The sequence below is a fragment of the Actinomycetospora sp. NBRC 106375 genome, assembly GCF_030269665.1.
Classification (GTDB): domain Bacteria; phylum Actinomycetota; class Actinomycetes; order Mycobacteriales; family Pseudonocardiaceae; genus Actinomycetospora.
Map to the genome: position 1 here is coordinate 1 of NZ_BSTS01000008.1, position 15640 is coordinate 15640.

At 73.5% G+C, this 15640-nt stretch carries 14 protein-coding genes and 1 pseudogene; 5 read left to right on the top strand and 10 right to left on the bottom strand.

Translation table 11 applies throughout. The features are described 5' to 3' along the window. Positions 1-272: 272 nt before the first annotated feature. The 3 genes from QSK03_RS14475 to QSK03_RS14485 form a co-directional block, all read right to left on the bottom strand. Positions 273-791: a YflT domain-containing protein gene (locus QSK03_RS14475; protein ID WP_285653198.1), complete on the bottom strand. Its 519-nt coding sequence runs from the start codon at positions 789-791 to the stop codon at positions 273-275. A 107-nt stretch (positions 792-898) separates the two neighbouring features. Beyond that, positions 899-2092 (bottom strand): acyl-CoA dehydrogenase family protein, encoded by a 1194-nt coding sequence (locus tag QSK03_RS14480; protein ID WP_285653201.1) that lies wholly within the window; start codon positions 2090-2092, stop codon positions 899-901. Positions 2093-2135: 43 nt separating this feature from the next. After that, positions 2136-3095, bottom strand: a complete 960-nt coding sequence (locus QSK03_RS14485) for an HpcH/HpaI aldolase/citrate lyase family protein (protein WP_285653204.1) — start codon at positions 3093-3095, stop codon at positions 2136-2138. Between the two features lie 151 nt (positions 3096-3246). Between QSK03_RS14485 and QSK03_RS14490 the strand changes: the two genes are divergently transcribed. The 3 genes and pseudogenes from QSK03_RS14490 (at position 3247) to QSK03_RS14500 (ending at position 6549) form a co-directional block, all read left to right on the top strand. Continuing rightward, entirely contained in the window at positions 3247-4503 is a 1257-nt protein-coding gene (locus QSK03_RS14490) for a magnesium transporter MgtE N-terminal domain-containing protein (RefSeq protein WP_285653811.1), read from the top strand. Continuing rightward, positions 4496-4981, top strand: a pseudogene (locus tag QSK03_RS14495) (DUF1003 domain-containing protein); the annotation flags it as partial. The gene QSK03_RS14490 and the pseudogene QSK03_RS14495, both read left to right, overlap by 8 nt. Before the next feature lie 431 nt (positions 4982-5412). Continuing rightward, positions 5413-6549, top strand: a complete 1137-nt coding sequence (locus QSK03_RS14500) for an Mrp/NBP35 family ATP-binding protein (RefSeq protein ID WP_285653207.1) — start codon at positions 5413-5415, stop codon at positions 6547-6549. Between the two features lie 112 nt (positions 6550-6661). Here QSK03_RS14500 and rsgA read toward each other — a convergent pair whose 3' ends face one another. After that, positions 6662-7741: a ribosome small subunit-dependent GTPase A gene (rsgA, locus tag QSK03_RS14505; RefSeq protein WP_285653210.1), complete on the bottom strand. Its 1080-nt coding sequence runs from the start codon at positions 7739-7741 to the stop codon at positions 6662-6664. A gap of 210 nt (positions 7742-7951) precedes the next feature. Beyond that, positions 7952-8824: a dioxygenase family protein gene (locus tag QSK03_RS14510; protein WP_285653213.1), complete on the bottom strand. Its 873-nt coding sequence runs from the start codon at positions 8822-8824 to the stop codon at positions 7952-7954. Between the two features lie 80 nt (positions 8825-8904). Between QSK03_RS14510 and QSK03_RS14515 the strand changes: the two genes are divergently transcribed. Next, positions 8905-9432: a MarR family winged helix-turn-helix transcriptional regulator gene (locus QSK03_RS14515; protein ID WP_285653216.1), complete on the top strand. Its 528-nt coding sequence runs from the start codon at positions 8905-8907 to the stop codon at positions 9430-9432. Here QSK03_RS14515 and QSK03_RS14520 read toward each other — a convergent pair. Continuing rightward, the gene (locus tag QSK03_RS14520; protein ID WP_285653218.1) at positions 9383-10180 is read right to left on the bottom strand and encodes an adenylate/guanylate cyclase domain-containing protein; all 798 of its coding nucleotides are present in this window, start codon (positions 10178-10180) and stop codon (positions 9383-9385) included. The genes QSK03_RS14515 and QSK03_RS14520 overlap by 50 nt on opposite strands. 142 nt (positions 10181-10322) lie before the next feature. Between QSK03_RS14520 and QSK03_RS14525 the strand changes: the two genes are divergently transcribed. Next, positions 10323-11858 carry an AMP-binding protein gene (locus QSK03_RS14525; protein WP_285653221.1) on the top strand — a complete coding sequence of 512 codons (1536 nt, stop codon included), beginning with the start codon at positions 10323-10325 and terminating at the stop codon, positions 11856-11858. An 89-nt stretch (positions 11859-11947) separates the two neighbouring features. Here QSK03_RS14525 and tatB read toward each other — a convergent pair whose 3' ends face one another. From tatB to sigE, 4 genes are all read right to left on the bottom strand, one after another. Beyond that, on the bottom strand, positions 11948-12397 hold the full coding sequence (tatB, locus tag QSK03_RS14530; RefSeq protein ID WP_285653224.1) for a Sec-independent protein translocase protein TatB: 450 nt from the start codon (positions 12395-12397) through the stop codon (positions 11948-11950). A gap of 8 nt (positions 12398-12405) precedes the next feature. Next, positions 12406-14154, bottom strand: coding sequence for a S1C family serine protease (locus QSK03_RS14535; protein ID WP_285653225.1), 1749 nt, complete (start codon positions 14152-14154; stop codon positions 12406-12408). Between the two features lie 108 nt (positions 14155-14262). Continuing rightward, positions 14263-14883 (bottom strand): hypothetical protein, encoded by a 621-nt coding sequence (locus QSK03_RS14540; protein WP_285653226.1) that lies wholly within the window; start codon positions 14881-14883, stop codon positions 14263-14265. After that, positions 14880-15515, bottom strand: a complete 636-nt coding sequence (gene sigE / locus QSK03_RS14545) for an RNA polymerase sigma factor SigE (RefSeq protein ID WP_285653228.1) — start codon at positions 15513-15515, stop codon at positions 14880-14882. Before sigE ends, QSK03_RS14540 begins: the two co-directional genes overlap by 4 nt. Between the last annotated feature and the right edge of the window lie 125 nt (positions 15516-15640).

Sequence of the window (15640 nt, forward strand, 5' to 3'; positions counted from 1 at the left end):
TGTCCGGGGCCAGCAGGAACCGCTGATCCCGATCCACCGGCCGATACCTCTTCGCCACCCCAAGATCCTCCCCCGATCCCGAGATCGACAGGCGAAGGCGCGCGATTTGGCAACAGGCTCCATCTGACACCGATCGTCACCGAGATCGCGATCGAGGGTCGAGGTGCGCGGCGGGCGCGGGCCGGCCCCGGCGTGTCGCGCCGGCGAGGATGTGGCGATCCTGGCGTGAGACGCCAGGAAAGCCGCATCGCTCGAACAGCCCGCGGTCCGATCTAGCCGTCGGTGCCCATCGCGAGCTTGCCGAGCATGTCGCGCGCCTTCTCGGCGTTGCGGGGCTGGCAGAGGACGTCGTAGCGCCCGGCCACGAGCTGGCTCTGCGAGGTGAAGTCGCGCCGGCCGCGGGAGGCGCCGTAGGTGATCGCGCCGGACACGACACCGAAGACGATGCCGAGCACCAGGCCGGTGAGGATCGAGCCCAGCCCGCTGCCGACGGGCGCGAGCAGCGAGAGCACGAGCCCGACGAACAGGCCCAGCCAGGCCCCGGACGCCGCGCCCGTGGCGAGCACGCGACCCCAGGTCAGGCGGGCGATGACGCGCTCGACGAGCATGAGGTCGACGCCGACGATGGTGACGTCGGCGACGGGGAACTCGTTGTCCGCGAGGTGGTCGACGGCCCGCTGGGCCTCCTCGTACTTCGCGTAGGAGCCCACGGGCCAGCCGGACGGCGGCTCGGGGAGATTGGGCAGCCCCGGCTGGGCGCCCGGGCGGTTCCCGGTGAACGGCGCAGTCACGACGATCCCTCGCTGTCCTTCGCAAACGGTCCTACTGAGTCGTCAACGCCCGCCCCCGCCCGGGAGTGCCCGGGCGGGGCGAGCTGTGACGAAGGACCGTACCGCTGTCAGCGCAGCTTGTAGTCCTTCAGCAGGCCGCGGCTGATGATCGTCTTCTGGATCTCCGAGGTGCCCTCGCCGATGAGCAGGAACGGCGCCTCGCGCATGAGGCGCTCGATCTCGTACTCCTTGGAGTAGCCGTAGCCGCCGTGGATGCGGAACGACTCCTCGGTGACCTCCTTGCAGTACTCCGAGGCGATCATCTTCGCCATCCCGGCCTCGACGTCGTTGCGCTCGCCGCGGTCCTTGAGCCGGGCGGCGTTGACCATCATGTGGTGCGCGGCCTCGACCTTGGTGGCCATCTCGGCGAGCTTGAACGAGATCGCCTGGTGCTGCGCGATCGGCTTGCCGAACGTGGAGCGCTGCTGGGCGTACTCGATGCCGAGCTCGAAGGCGCGGATCGCGATGCCGCAGGCGCGGGCGGCGACGTTGACGCGCCCGACCTCGACGCCGTCCATCATCTGCGCGAAGCCCTTGCCGGGCGCGCCGCCGAGCACCTGTGACTGCGGGATGCGGAAGCCGTCGAACACCATCTCGGTGGTGTCGACGCCCTTGTAGCCCATCTTCTCGATCTTGCCCGGGATGCTCAGGCCCTCGGCGACCTTGCCGAAGCCCCGCTCCTTGTCCACGAGGATCGTGGTCAGGTTCTGGTAGGGCTTCTCGCCGCCCTCGTCGGTCTTGACGAGCGCGGCGGTGAGGTTCGACGACCCGCCGTTGGTCAGCCACATCTTGGCGCCGTTGACGACGTAGTCGTCGCCGTCGGCCTTCGCGCTGGTCTTGATGGCCGCGACGTCCGAGCCGAGGTCGGGCTCCGACATCGAGAACGACCCGGTGATCTCGCCGGTGGCCATCTTCGGCAGGTAGTGCTGCTTCTGCTCGGGCGTGCCGTGCTGGCGCAGCATGTACGCGACGATGAAGTGGGTGTTGATGACGCCGGAGACGCTCATCCACCCGCGGGCGATCTGCTCCACGACCAGGGCGTAGGTCAGCAGCGACTCGCCCAGACCGTCGTACTCCTCCGGGATCATGAGCCCGAACAGGCCCATCTCCTTCATCCCGTCGACGATGTCCTGCGGGTAGACGTCGTCGTGCTCCAGCTGCTGCGCGTGCGGGATGATCTCCTTGTCCACGAAGTCGCGGACCGTGGACAGGATCTCGGTCTGCACATCGGTCAGGCCGGCGGTCTGGGCGAGGCGTGCCATGCGTGGTGCTCCTGGGCGTCTAGAAGTTACCGGCGAGTATCGATCAGCTCTCCGGCGGCGTCCAGCGCTCGCCGCGGGACATGCCGGCGGCGCGCCCCTTGCCCGCGATGACCAGGGCCATCTTGCGGCTGGCCTCGTCGATCATCTCGTCGCCGAGCATCGCGGAGCCCTTGGCGCCGCCTGCCTCCGAGGTGAACCACTCGTAGGCGTCGAGGATGTTCTCGGCGTGGTCGTAGTCCTCCTGCGAGGGCGAGAACGTCTCGTTCGCGGCGTCGATCTGGCCGGGGTGCAGCACCCACTTGCCGTCGTAGCCCAGGGCCGCGGCGCGGTTGGCCACGCGGCGGAAGCCGTCGACGTCGCGGATCTGCAGGTAGGGGCCGTCGATGGCCTGCAGGTCGTTGGCCCGCGCGGCCATGAGGATCTGCATGAGGATGTAGTGGTAGGCGTCGCCCTCGGTGTAGCCGGGGGGCTGCTCGCCGACGACCAGCGACTTCATGTTGATCGAGGCCATGAAGTCGGCGGGCCCGAAGACGATCGTCTCCAGCCGGGGCGACGACTCGGCGATGGCGACGACGTTGTTGAGGCCGCGGGCGTTCTCGATCTGCGCCTCGATGCCGATGGCGCCGACCTCGTAGCCCATGGTCTTCTCGATCTGGGTGAGCAGGAAGTCCAGCGCGTGGACCTGCTCGGGGGTCTGCACCTTCGGCAGCATGATCGCGTCGAGGTTGGCCCCGGCGCCCTCCACGACCTCGGTGACGTCGCGGTAGGTCCACTCGGTGGTCCAGTCGTTGACGCGCACGACGCGCGTCTTGCCCTCCCAGCCGCCCTCGTTGAGCGCCGCCACGATCGTCTTGCGGGCCTCGGGCTTCACCAGCGGTGCGCAGGCGTCCTCGAGGTCCAGGAAGATCTGGTCGGCGGGCAGGGTGCGGGCCTTGTCGATGAACTTCTGGCTCGACCCGGGCACCGCCAGACACGACCGGCGGGGACGGTTCTCCACACTCACGAGCTGCTGACCTCCACGACAGGGTCCACGACTGGTCCGCGATGCTGACACGGGCTCCCGGGCCGCATCGGACGTGGTGAGGACCCTCTCAGAGGTGACTCGATCCAGCTCGGCGCCCGCCGGCGGTTAGCCTTCTGCCGTGACTACCGCCATGGCCAGGGTGTTCGTGGCCCGCATGGTCGGGCTGCCCGTCCTGGGCCCGGATGGCGAACGCATCGGGCGCGTCCGCGACGCCGTGTGCGCCGTGGCGGTCGGACCCCGCCCGCCGCGGGTGCTCGGGCTCGTCGTCACGGTCGGGTCGCGGCGGCGGATCTTCGTGCCGATGCTGCGGGTCACGTCGGTCGACGCCGCGGCCGTCACGCTGGCCACCGGGCAGGTCAACCTGCGGGCGTTCGCCCAGCGCCCGAACGAGGTGCTGGTGGTGGGCGAGATGCTCGACGCCCGGGTGCGCGTCACCGACCACGACACCGACGCCCAGGTGGTCGACGTCCTCATGGAGCACCAGCGCAGCCGCGACTGGCTGGTGACGCGCCTGGCGGTGCGCGAGCTGGTCGGGCGCCTCGGCCGACGGGGCCCGGTGCAGGTGCTGCCGTGGGCGGCGGTGTCGGGCCTGTCGCTGTCCGAGGCGGGGCAGGGCACCGAGCAGCTGCTCGCCACGTTCGAGGACATGCGCCCCGCGGACATCGCCCACGCGCTGCTGGACCTCCCGCAGCGCCGCCGCCACGACGTCGCCGACGGCCTGGGCGACGAACGGCTCGCCGACGTGCTCGAGGAGCTGCCGTCGGCCGAGCAGCAGGACCTCCTGCGCCACCTCTCCTCCGACCGCGCCGCCGACGTCCTCGAGGAGATGGACCCCGACGACGCCGCCGACCTGCTGGCCGACCTGCCCGGCGCCGAGTCCGAGGAGCTCCTCGGCCTCATGGAGCCCGAGGAGTCCGAGCCGGTGCGGCGCCTGCTGTCGTACTCGTCGGACACCGCGGGCGGGCTCATGACGCCCGAGCCGATCGTCCTGACACCCGGCGCGACGATCGCCGAGGCGCTGGCCCACGTGCGCAACCCCGACATCACACCGGCCCTGGCGTCGATGGTGTTCGTCTGCCGCCCGCCCACGGCCACGCCGACCGGTCGCTACCTCGGCTGCGTGCACTCCCAGCGCCTGCTGCGCGAGGCACCGTCCGAGCTCGTCGCGGGCGTGCTCGACTCCGAGCTGACCCGCATCGGGCCGGAGGCGAGCCTGGCCGAGGTCACCCGCTACTTCGCGACCTACAACCTCGTGTGCGGCCCGGTCATCGACGAGGGCGGGCACCTCGTGGGCGCGGTGACCGTCGATGACGTCCTCGACCACCTGCTGCCCGAGGACTGGCGCTCCCAGCCGGACCCCGAACCTGCCGGGGGCGCCCGTGCCTGAGGCCAGCACCCGGCGCCGGCTCGACCAGCCCGCCGGCACCAGCCGTTTCCGGCTCTCCGTCGACGCGGAGTGGTTCGCCCGGTTCGCCGAGCGTCTCGCGCGCTTCCTCGGCACCGGCACGTTCCTGCTCTGGCAGTCGGTCATCGTGGCGGTCTGGATCGTCCTGAACGTCTTCGCGATCAGCCTGCAATGGGACCCCTACCCGTTCATCCTGCTCAACCTGGCGTTCTCCACCCAGGCCGCGTACGCCGCGCCGCTGATCCTGCTCGCGCAGAACCGGCAGGACGACCGCGACCGCATCTCCCTCGAGGAGGACCGGACGCGGGCGGGCCGGCTCTCGGCCGAGACGGAGTACCTGGCGCGCGAGCTGGCGTCGATGCGCCTGCAGCTCGGCGAGGTCGTCACCCGCGACTACCTGCGCGGCGAGCTCGAGCAGGTCCGCGGCGTCCGCGACGGCACCCGCGACCCCGACGGCAGCGGCAAGCCGGACAAGGCCCTGGAGAGGGCGGTCGCCCGGGCCGTCGACCGCGCCGTGGACCGGGCGGTCGACACCCGCCTGTCCGCCGCCGTCGAGCAGGCCCTCGTGCGCGCGCTCGACCGGCACGAGACCGGCGCGGGTGCCGGAGCGGGCACCGGCGCGGGGACAGTGGTCGACGGGGACGGCGACCAGCCCGGGTCGTCGAGCTCGGCGAACGGACGCTGAGCCCCCTCCCGGCCACCCTCCGCCACCAGTCCCCTGCTCGGCGTGACGTGCGACGCCCGCCGTGCCGGAGACCCCGAGGTGACCGGCACGTAGCATGGGAGTGAGCCGATGGGGGCCGTCTGCCCCCGTCCCCGGTCTCCCAGGCGGGCCGCGACGTGGCCGCCGTGGGCGGGACCGGTGTCCCTCGGAGAGTCGAGAAGGGTCCGATGGCCGCAGCACCGTCCGTCGACGCGATCCGGTCCGCGCTGGCCGGCGTCGAGGATCCCGAGATCCACAAGCCGATCACCGAGCTGGGCATGGTCAAGGACATCCGCGTCCTCGACCACGGCAAGGTCGAGGTGGCCGTCTACCTGACCGTCGCCGGCTGTCCGATGAAGGAGACCATCACCCAGCGCGTGACCACGGCCGTCTCGGCGGTGTCGAACGTGACGGCCGTGTCGGTCGAGCTCGACGTCATGGACGACGAGCAGCGCCGCGAGCTGCGCCAGAAGGTCCGTGGCGACGCCGACGAGCCCGTGATCCCGTTCGCCCAGCCCGGGTCGCTGACCCGCGTCTACGCGGTCGCGTCGGGCAAGGGCGGCGTCGGCAAGTCGTCGGTGACGGTGAACCTCGCGGCCGCGATGGCCGACAAGGGCCTGTCGGTCGGGGTGGTCGACGCCGACATCTACGGCCACTCGGTGCCGCGCATGCTCGGCACCGACGACAAGCCGACCAAGGTCGACGACATGATCATGCCGCCGCAGAGCCACGGCGTGAAGGTCATCTCGATCGGCATGTTCACGCCGGGCAACACCCCGGTCGTGTGGCGCGGGCCGATGCTGCACCGCGCCCTGCAGCAGTTCCTCGCCGACGTGTTCTGGGGCGACCTGGACATCCTGCTGCTCGACCTGCCCCCGGGCACCGGCGACATCGCCATCTCCGTGGCCCAACTGGTCCCGAACGCCGAGCTCCTCGTCGTCACGACGCCGCAGCAGGCGGCCTCGGAGGTCGCCGAGCGCGCCGGCGCGATCGCGCTGCAGACCCGCCAGCGCCTCGCCGGCGTCGTCGAGAACATGTCGTGGATGGACCTGCCCGACGGCTCCCGCATGGACCTCTTCGGCTCCGGCGGCGGGCAGATCGTGGCCGACTCGCTGACGAAGTCGGTCGGCGGCACCGTGCCCCTGCTCGGCCAGATCCCGATCGACACCCGCCTGCGCGAGGGTGGCGACGCCGGCATGCCGCTCGTGCTGACCCAGCCCGAGTCCGCCGCCGGCGCCGCCCTGCGCGCGGTCGCGGAGAAGCTCTCCGTGCGCTCGCGCGGCCTCGCCGGGATGTCGCTGAACATCAGCCCCGCCGGCCGCTGAGCCGCCGGCCGGTGGAGGTGGCACCGCCGGATGCGCATGACCTCGGTGAACGAAAGGCACTTTCGCTGCTACCGATGCAACGAAAGCGCCGTTCGTTCGTCTCCGGATGCGCTCAGCGGCCGCGGACCCGGTAGGCGCTGGTCGTGGGTGACCTGCTTCCATCGCCCGCGACGCTCGGCCGCCAGCCGGGCGTGGTGCGCGCCGCCGCCCACTCGTCCTCGCGCTGCAGCGTGCGGTAGCCCTCCCGCCGGCGCGCCGAGAGCTCGCCCGCGTCGACGGCGGACCGGACCGCGCAGCCGGGCTCGCGGTCGTGGGCGCAGTCGGCGAAGCGGCAGCGCTCGGCGAGGTCGACGACGTCGGCGAACGCCCGGTCGATGCCCCCGGCGGCGTCGCGGACACCCACGGCGCGCAGGCCCGGGGTGTCGATCAGCACGCTGTGATGCGCCTCCGGCGCCGCAGCTCCGCTGCGCTGCGTGCGGCCTCGCCCGGGGAGAAGCAGGAGCTCCCGGTGCACGGTGGTGTGGCGGCCCTTGTCGTCGACGTCGCGGACCGCGCCGACGGCCAGGACGTCCTCGCCGAGCAGCGCGTTGGCCAGCGTCGACTTGCCGGCGCCCGAGGGACCGACGAGCACGGTCGTGCCGCGGGCGGCCGCGGCCACCTCGGCGAGACCGTCGCCCGTGACGGCACTGACCGGGACGACGTCCACGCCCGGCGCCGCGGCGGCGAGGTCGGTGAGGGCGGCGACCAGCGACGTGCCGTCGTCCCGGTCGATCTTCGTGAGGACGACGACCGGCGTCGCGCCGCTCTCCCAGGCGAGCGCGAGCAGCCGTTCGGTCCGCCCCGCCCGCAGCGCGGACCCGAGGGCGACGGTGACGAGCACCGTGTCGACGTTGGCGGCGAGGACCTGCCCCTCGGAGCGCCCGGACGCCGACGCGCGGGTCAGGGCGGTGCGCCGCGGCAGGACGGCGACGACGGAAGGACCGTCGACCAGCACCCAGTCCCCGACGGCACAGACGCCGAGCGGCGTGGCGCGGACACGACCGGCGTCGGTCAGGACGTCGACGCGGCCCCGGTCGACGCGGGCGACACGACCAGGCGTGCCCGACGCGTCGCCGGTGGGAGCGAGCTGCTCCCAGGAGTCGTCCCAGCCGAGGCCGGTCAGGACGGAGACGTGCGGAGAAGAGGAGAACACTGCGGGGTACGACCCTTCGAGCAGGACGCCGCGCCGCTGATCAGTGCCACGGGGGCGTCACCGTGTGATGGCGTGACGGCGCCGGTCATGGCGCCCGCTCCGGGCGGCCATGGCGTTCACTCCTCGAAGTCGTCCCCGGGGACCTCTCCCCGGACGGGACCGAGCATGCCCATCAGGAGCCGGGTCGCGCCAGCCCCTTTCCCGTGACGGTCAGGCCACCTGCAGTGAGCGTCGCGAGAGGCCCCACATGGCGCCGTCGATCGTCGTCGTCACCGGCCCCTCGGGATCGGTGGCCGCGCCGAGGGTGACGAACAGCGGGACGAAGTGCTCGGCCGTCGGGTGCGCGTAGGGCATGCCCGGGGCGTCGCGGAAGCGGTGCAGCGTCTCGAGGTCGCCGCGGTCGAGGGCCTCGGCGGCCCAGGCGTCGAAGTCCCCGGTCCAGCCCGGGGTGTCCCGGCCGGCGAGCATCTCGCGGGTCAGGAACGGCAGGCCGTGCGTCATGAACCCCGACCCGATCACCAGCACGCCCTCGCCGCGCAGCTCGCGCAGCCGCGCGCCGATGGCCAGGAGCCGGTCGGGGTCCTCGGTCGGCAGGCTCATCTGCAGGACGGGGACGTCACCGAGCGGGTACATCACCTTCAGCGGCACCCAGGCGCCGTGGTCGAGCCCGCGGCGCGACGTGTGCGCCGGCTGCCCGTCCGGGAGCGTCGCGGCGACGCGGGCGGCGAGCTCCGAGGCGTCCGGGGTCGCGTAGGTCATGCGGTAGAAGCGCTCGGCGAACCCGCCGAAGTCGTACACCAGGGGCGTGCCGGCCTCGGCGCTGGACAGCGTCAGCGGCGCGGACTCCCAGTGCGCCGAGACGATGAGGATCGCCTTCGGGGTGGGGAGGCGGTCGGCCCACTCCCCCAGGCGCGTCATCCACTCGGCGTCGTCGAACAGCGGCGGCGCGCCGTGGCTGACGTACAGCGCGGGCAGCGGGCCGTCCTGCGGCGTCCAGGGCGTGCGGCGCGCGGCGCGCTCGCGGGCGCCCGGCTCGTAGGCGTCGAACGCCGCTCCCGGGTGGGCGGTGGCGAACGGGTCCATGGCGTCTCCCTGCACGAGGTTGATCCTTCAACTCCGGACGCTACCTGTTCAGAGTTGAAGCATCAAGTAATGTGGTCGTCATGGACGACACACGCTGGCTGGACGCCGACGAGCAGCGGGCGTGGCGGCGGACGGCCGCGGTGATGACGCTGCTGCCGGCCGCGCTCGACGCCCAGCTGCAGCGGGACGCCGGACTGACCCAGTTCTCCTACCTGACACTGGCCATGCTCTCGGAGACGCCGGGCCGCACGCTACCCATGAGCGCGCTGGCGGCCACGGTGAACTCGTCGCTCTCGCGGCTCTCGCACGTGGTGGCCCGACTGGAGCAGCAGGGCTGGGTGACGCGGGAGCCGTCCCCGGAGAGCGGACGCGTGACCGTCGCCCGGCTCACGGACGCGGGCCTGGAGAAGGTGCGGGAGACCGCTCCCGGCCACGCCGCGGAGGTCCGGCGGCTCATCTTCGACGCCCTCGACGGCGAGGGCGTCACGTCCCTCGCCGACGTGACGGCGGCGATCCTCGGGCGGCTCGACCCGGCCGGGAGGATGCGCGCGAACCCGCTCAGGCGGGAGAACGCCGAGCACGAGTGCGATCCACCCGCCACGGCGTGATGTCGCGGGGCACGCCCTTGCCCCGGCGGTGGCGGTGCGGCCGGACGGCGAAGCGACCGCTCTCGAGGTGCGCGTGGGTCGTGCTCGACACGCACACCTCCCCGGGGCGCGCGGCGTCGGTGATCCGCGCCGCGATGTTGACGTCGCGGCCGTAGAAATCGCCGCCGAGCTGGTGCGGGGTCCCGACGTGCACCCCGGCACGCAGGTGCAGACGGTGCCCGTCGACCTCGAGCCCCGCCACGGCGTCGCGGGCGGCGAGCGCGGCCTCGACGGCGTCGTCGGCGTCCGGGAAGACCGCCATCAGCCCGTCGCCGAGCCGCTTGACCACGCGCCCGCGCCGGCGCACCAGCGGCTCCACGGCGACACCGACGCGGCGCAGCGCGCGCACCGCGGCGTCGTCGCCGACCTCGAGCGTCCAGTCGGAGAAGCCGGCGAGGTCGGTGAAGAGCACCGCGACGACCTCGTCGCCGGTGCGCTCCTCGGTCCCGGCGTGCGCCTGCCACACCTGCAGCGCCGTGAGCCCGACCTCGCGCAGGACGCTCGGCCGCGTCGCCGCCAGCGGGGCGAGCTGGGCGGCCACGCGCCCCGCCGGGTCGTCTCCGGTGGACAGCGGGTCGCCGTAGTGCGCGTCACCGGGCAGCCAGGCCCGGGCCCACTCGAGCGCGGCGAGCAGCCGTGGATCGCTGTCGAGCCGACTCGCCGCGCCGCGGACCCGGCGGCGCACCGGCTCACTCGGGCGCACCAGCACGTTGATCGACGGTAACAGTCATGGCGCGACGCCCCGAGCCGCGAGCGGCCCTCGTGAGCATCCTCTCGCCGAAACAACGATCTCCGTGGGAACGTGCGGTCCACCGCGTCGCGGTCGCCGGCGCCGTTCCCGGGAGTTGATGATGCAGGTCCCCTTCGAGATCCAGGACTTCCTCGACCGCGCCGAGATCGTGTACGGGGCACGGACGGGGATCGTCGACGAGCCCGACCAGCCGGCCACACCGCTGACCGAGCTGACGTACGCCCGGGTCGCGGCGCTGGCGCGGGCGCAGGCCGCGGGCCTGGACGCGATGGGGATCGGGTTCGGCGAGCGTGTCGCGATCGTCTCCCACAACAGCGCCCGCCTGCTGGTGTCGTTCTTCGGGGTCTCGGGCCACGGGCGCGTGCTGGTGCCGGTGAACTTCCGGCTGTCGGTCGAGGAGGTCACCTACATCGTCGAGCAGTCCGGGGCGAGCCTGCTGCTGGTCGACCCGGAGCTGGAGGAGCAGCTCAAGGGCGTCCCGTGCGCCCGCACGATCGTGCTCGGCGAGCAGGGCGACCAGGAGATGTACCGCTTCGGGGTCGACCCGGAGCCCTGGGAGCCGGACGAGGACGCCACCGCGACGATCAACTACACAAGCGGGACGACGGCGCGCCCCAAGGGCGTGGAGCTCACCCACCGCAACCTGTGGGTCAACGCCACGACGTTCTCGATGCACCTCGGCGTGAACGACCGTGACGTCTACCTGCACACGCTGCCGATGTTCCACGCCAACGGCTGGGGCATGCCGTACGGCGTCACCGGGCTCGGGGCGAAGCACATCGTGCTGCGCAAGGTGGACGGCGCGGAGATCCTGCGCCGGGTCGAGGCCCACGGGGTGACGGTGCTCTGCGCCGCCCCGGCCGTGATCAGTGCGGTGCTCGGCGCGGCCGCGGAGTGGCAGGGCGAGATCCCCGGGCGCGGGCGGGTCCGCATCGTCGGCGCGGGCGCACCCCCGCCCACGAGGACGATCGCCCAGGTCGAGGAGGTCCTCGGCTGGGAGTTCGTGCAGATCTACGGGCTCACCGAGACCTCGCCGCTGCTGACGTTCAACCGCACGCGCGCCGAGTGGGACGACCTGGAGACCGACGAGCGCGCGGCCCGGCTCGGGCGGGCCGGCGCCCCGGCGCTGGGCGTCAAGGTCCGCATCTCCGACGACGGCGAGGTCCTCGCCCGCTCCAACGTGATCCTCAAGAGCTACTGGGAGCGGCCGGACGAGACCGAGAAGGTGCTGAAGGACGGCTGGTTCCACACCGGCGACGGCGGCACCGTCGACGACGACGGCTACCTGACGATCAGCGACCGCCGTAAGGACGTCATCATCAGCGGCGGGGAGAACGTCTCGTCCATCGAGGTCGAGGACACGCTGTTCAACCACCCCGCGGTCGCCGAGGTCGCCGTCATCGGCGTGCCCGACGAGAAGTGGGGCGAGACGATCAAGGCGCTGGTCGTGCTCGCTCCGGGCGCCCACGCCGACGAGGCCGACCTGATCGAGCACTGCAAGGCGCACCTGGCCCGCTACAAGGCCCCGACCTCGATCGAGTTCCGCGACGGCCTGGCCCGCACGGCCACCGGGAAGCTGCAGAAGTTCAAGCTGCGCGCGGAGTACTGGGAGGGCCGCGACCGCCAGGTCAACTGACGACGGGAGAGCAGGGTCAGGGCCGTCCCGGCGACGAGGAGACGACTCGACAGCGCTCCTCCGTCGCGCTGCCGTGTCGTTCCCGCGCCTCAGGTCGCGTCGGGGTCCACCGGCGCGATCTCGCCGGGCTTCAGCGGCGGCCCGCTGTCGGCACGCCCGGCGCGCGGCGTGCTCGGCGTGCTCGGCGTGCTCGAGGTGGGGGCCGACGGTGTGATCGCGGGCGTGCTGGCCGCCGCCGGGGTGGCCGACCCGCTCCACGTGCCGTCCGCGGGGGGGTCGGTGAACAGGTGCTGGCGCACCGCCCGGCGGGGATCGAGGTCGCGCACCGAGCGCAGGTCCTCGAGCGGCTTGCGGAACTCGTCGAACTCGGGGCCGAGCTCCTGGCGCAGCTGGTCGCGCGCGCCGGTGGCGTAGTCGCGGATCGTGCGGACGGTGTTCGCCACCCAGGCCGCGGCCGCCGGCAGGCGCTCCGGGCCGAGGACGAACAGGCCGACGAGGGCGAGGACCAGCAGCTCCGGCCAGCCGATGTTGTCGAACACCCGACCTCCTAGAGCGTCACCTGCAGCGTGAGCGGCCGTCCCTGGCGGACGACGCCCAGCTGGATCGTCTGCCCCGGAGGATGCTCCCGCACGGCCACGACGAGCTCGTCGGCGGACGCGATCGGGCGGTCGTCGACCCGCAGGACCACGTCGCCCTCGAGCAGCCCGGCACGTGACGCCGGTCCGCCCTGGCGCACGTTGAGCACCTGCGCGCCGTCCGAGGTGCCGTCCGTGACCGACTTCGCGTTCACGCCGAGGTCGCTGTGGGTGTAGCTGCCGGTCCGGATGATCGACTCGGCGATGGTGCGGACGTCGTCGATGGGGATCGCGAAGCCGAGCCCGATCGAGCCGCCCTCGCCGCCGCCGAGCGTGCGGATGGCGCTGTTGATCCCGACCACGGCGCCGGACGTGTCGACGAGCGCGCCGCCGGAGTTGCCGGGGTTGATCGCCGCGTCCGTCTGGATGGCGTCGATGACGGGGTTCGCGTCGCTGGTCTCGGCGTCCAGGCGCACCGGGCGGTCCAGGGAGCTGACGATGCCCTCGGTGACCGTGCCGGCGAGCCCCAGCGGGGAGCCGATCGCGATGACGCCGTCGCCCACCCGCAGGTCGGAGGACCGCCCGAGCTGCGCGACGACCGGGTTGGCGATGTCGACCTTGACGACGGCCACGTCGGTCTGCGGGTCCCGGCCCACCACGCGCGCCGGCGCCCGCAGCCCGGACGCGAAGACGGCCTCGAGCGAGGCCCGGGGGTCGTTGGCCGCCAGCTCGACGACGTGGTTGTTGGTGACGATGTAGCCGTTCGGGTCGAGCACGACGCCCGAGCCCGTGCCGCCGCTCGTGCCGGCCTGCAGCTCGAGGGAGACGACGGCCGGCGCGACGCGACCGGCGATGTCGGCGACCGAGCCGGGCGGGCGCTCGTGGCCCGCCGAGACCGGGCTCAGGGAGGCGCCGGGGTCGACGAGGCTGTCGGCGCCCCCGGCGACCGCCCAGCCCACGATCCCGCCGACGCCGCCGATGAGCAGGGCCACCACCGCGAGCAGTGCCAGCGCGGTCGGCCGCACGCGGCGCCCGAGGACCAGCTCGCGTGCCGAGAGCCGCGGCCCGGTCGGCGGCGTCGCCGGCGCGCTGCGGGTGTCCCCCAGCGCGGGCCCGCCGAGCTCGGCGCCGGTGCCCGGGTAGCGCCACGGGTCCGCGCCGGCCTTCTCGTCGCCCTCCCAGAAGTCGTCGGGACGGTCGTCGCCCCGGTCGGCGGGACGCTCGGGGCGCTGCAGGGAGGTGGCGCCGGACGCCGTCGAGCCCTCGGGACGGCCGAACGCGGCGACGAGCGCCGGCGCCGGCGTGTCGCCGTGCGGTGTCCTCCCGCCGGTCCCGTGGGGCCGGCCGCTGTCCGCACTGCGGTCGCCGAAGCCCCCGGACACGCCGGTCGGACGGCCGAACGCGGCGGCCAGGTCGCGGTCGTGCCCGTTCCCGGCACCGTTCGCGGCACCGTTCGTGATGCCGTTCGTGGTGCCGTTCGTGGTGCCGTTCGTGGTGCCGGTGCTCGCACCGTTGCCGTTGGGGGCGCCGTGACCCGCGCCGTTGACGGTGCCGTGGCCCGGGTCGTGGCCGTTGCCGTGCCCGTTCGTGCCGCCGTCGGACGGGGCGCCGTTGGTCGTGCCGCCGTCGGCCGGTCCACCGTGCCGGCGGTCGTCGCCGTTCCCGGTGGGAGACGTGTCGGCCGGCTCGTGGGGCGGGCGGCCGCGCGGGTCGGTGCTCATCGCCCCTCCACCGTAGAGCCTCGGGGGGCGGGCCGCGTCGACACGGTCACAGCGTGCGACCGCAGTGGTGAAGGTCCGGTGTGCAGGGCCAGGTCAGGGCCGACCGGGTCAGGGTGTGCCGGGACCGGGCAGCGCGGCGCCGGGTGCGGCCGCGCGTTCGCTGCGCACCGACAGGTCGGCGGCCGCGGCGGTGGTGGGCAGCGGGCGTTCGGCGCGTGGTGCGGTGCTGCCGGGCGGGGCGGGCGCCGGGGTGCCGGCCACGACGACCGGGCCGGTGAGGGCCGCGAGGGCGGCCGCGCCGACGACGACGCCGGAGCTGACGGCCACGGGCACCGCGAGCGCGCGCCGTCGTCCGCGGCGCCGACCCCGGCGCTCGGCGCGGGGGCCGTCCGGCGTGTCGGCCGGCACGACGAACTGCCCGTCGGCGTCGACGGCGAGCCCCGCGGGCGGGCCGGGCAGCGGCGCGGCGTCGGGGATGGAGCACAGGGCGCTGAGCAGGGAGCTCGGCGCGGCCGGGTCGCCGGCGGCGCGGACCCGGCGCCGGGCCTGCCGCTGGGCGGCGACCTCGGCGGCGCAGGACAGGCAGCGGTCGACGTGCATCGCGGCGCGGTGCGCCGGTCCGGGCGGCAGCTCGTCGTCGACGAACGCGACGACGGCGTCGAGCGCGAGGTGGCCGGCCTCGGTGAAGCGCTCGGACCACCACCCCGAGCCGCCGCGACCGGAGATCATGCCTGGTCCCGGAGAGGTGTCCGCTCGGCGGCGCGGGACTCGAGCGCGGCGCGCAGCGACTGGCGCCCACGGTGGATGCGGCTTCGCACGGTCCCCAGTTTGACACCGAGCGTCGCCGCGATCTCCTCGTACGACAGACCTTCCACGTCACAGAGCACGACCGCGGCGCGGAACTCGGGGGCGAGGGCGTCCAGCGCGGCCTGCAGATCGGGGTCGAGGTGCGCCTCCGACCAGACCTGCTCCGGGTCGGGACCGCCGCCGGGCAGCCGGTCGGTGTCCTCGGGCAGGCCCTCCATCCGCAGGCGGGCGCGCCGGCGCACCATGTCGAGGAAGAGGTTGGTGGTGATGCGGTGCAGCCAGCCCTCGAACGTGCCGGGCTTGTAGCCCGCGAGCGACCGGAACACGCGGATGAACGTCTCCTGCGTGAGGTCCTCGGCGTCGTGGGCGTCGCCGGTCAGGCGGAAGGCCAGGCGGTAGACGCGGTCGGCGTGCTGGCGCACGACGTCGTCCCACGTCGGCGGCACCCACACCTCGGCCGCGTCGAGACCGGACTCGGCGTCCTGGAAGGCCTGGTCGCGAGCCGTGGTGTCGGGGCGGTCGAGGACCGCGGCGGCGGCGGAGGTGTCGGGCATCGGGGTGCGGGCTCCTCGGCTCGTCCTGGCGGCGCCGGTCGGGGATGCCGGCGACGTGACACCACTCTGGCGCGCCGTGATGTCACAGGGGTGAGGTCGTGCTGAGAGGCCGCTGAGTTTCCGTG

Excerpts from the sequence above, each read along its gene's own strand:
- QSK03_RS14480 (WP_285653201.1), bottom strand. The coding sequence starts at position 2,092 with ATGGCACGCCTCGCCCAGACCGCCGGCCTGACCGATGTGCAGACCGAG.
- QSK03_RS14490 (WP_285653811.1), top strand. The coding sequence starts at position 3,247 with ATGGCCAGGGTGTTCGTGGCCCGCATGGTCGGGCTGCCCGTCCTGGGC.
- QSK03_RS14500 (WP_285653207.1), top strand. The coding sequence starts at position 5,413 with ATGGCCGCAGCACCGTCCGTCGACGCGATCCGGTCCGCGCTGGCCGGC.
- QSK03_RS14510 (WP_285653213.1), bottom strand. The coding sequence starts at position 8,824 with ATGGACCCGTTCGCCACCGCCCACCCGGGAGCGGCGTTCGACGCCTAC.
- QSK03_RS14515 (WP_285653216.1), top strand. The coding sequence starts at position 8,905 with ATGGACGACACACGCTGGCTGGACGCCGACGAGCAGCGGGCGTGGCGG.
- QSK03_RS14525 (WP_285653221.1), top strand. The coding sequence starts at position 10,323 with ATGCAGGTCCCCTTCGAGATCCAGGACTTCCTCGACCGCGCCGAGATC.
- QSK03_RS14535 (WP_285653225.1), bottom strand. The coding sequence starts at position 14,154 with ATGAGCACCGACCCGCGCGGCCGCCCGCCCCACGAGCCGGCCGACACG.
- QSK03_RS14540 (WP_285653226.1), bottom strand. The coding sequence starts at position 14,883 with ATGATCTCCGGTCGCGGCGGCTCGGGGTGGTGGTCCGAGCGCTTCACC.
- sigE (WP_285653228.1), bottom strand. The coding sequence starts at position 15,515 with ATGCCCGACACCTCCGCCGCCGCCGCGGTCCTCGACCGCCCCGACACC.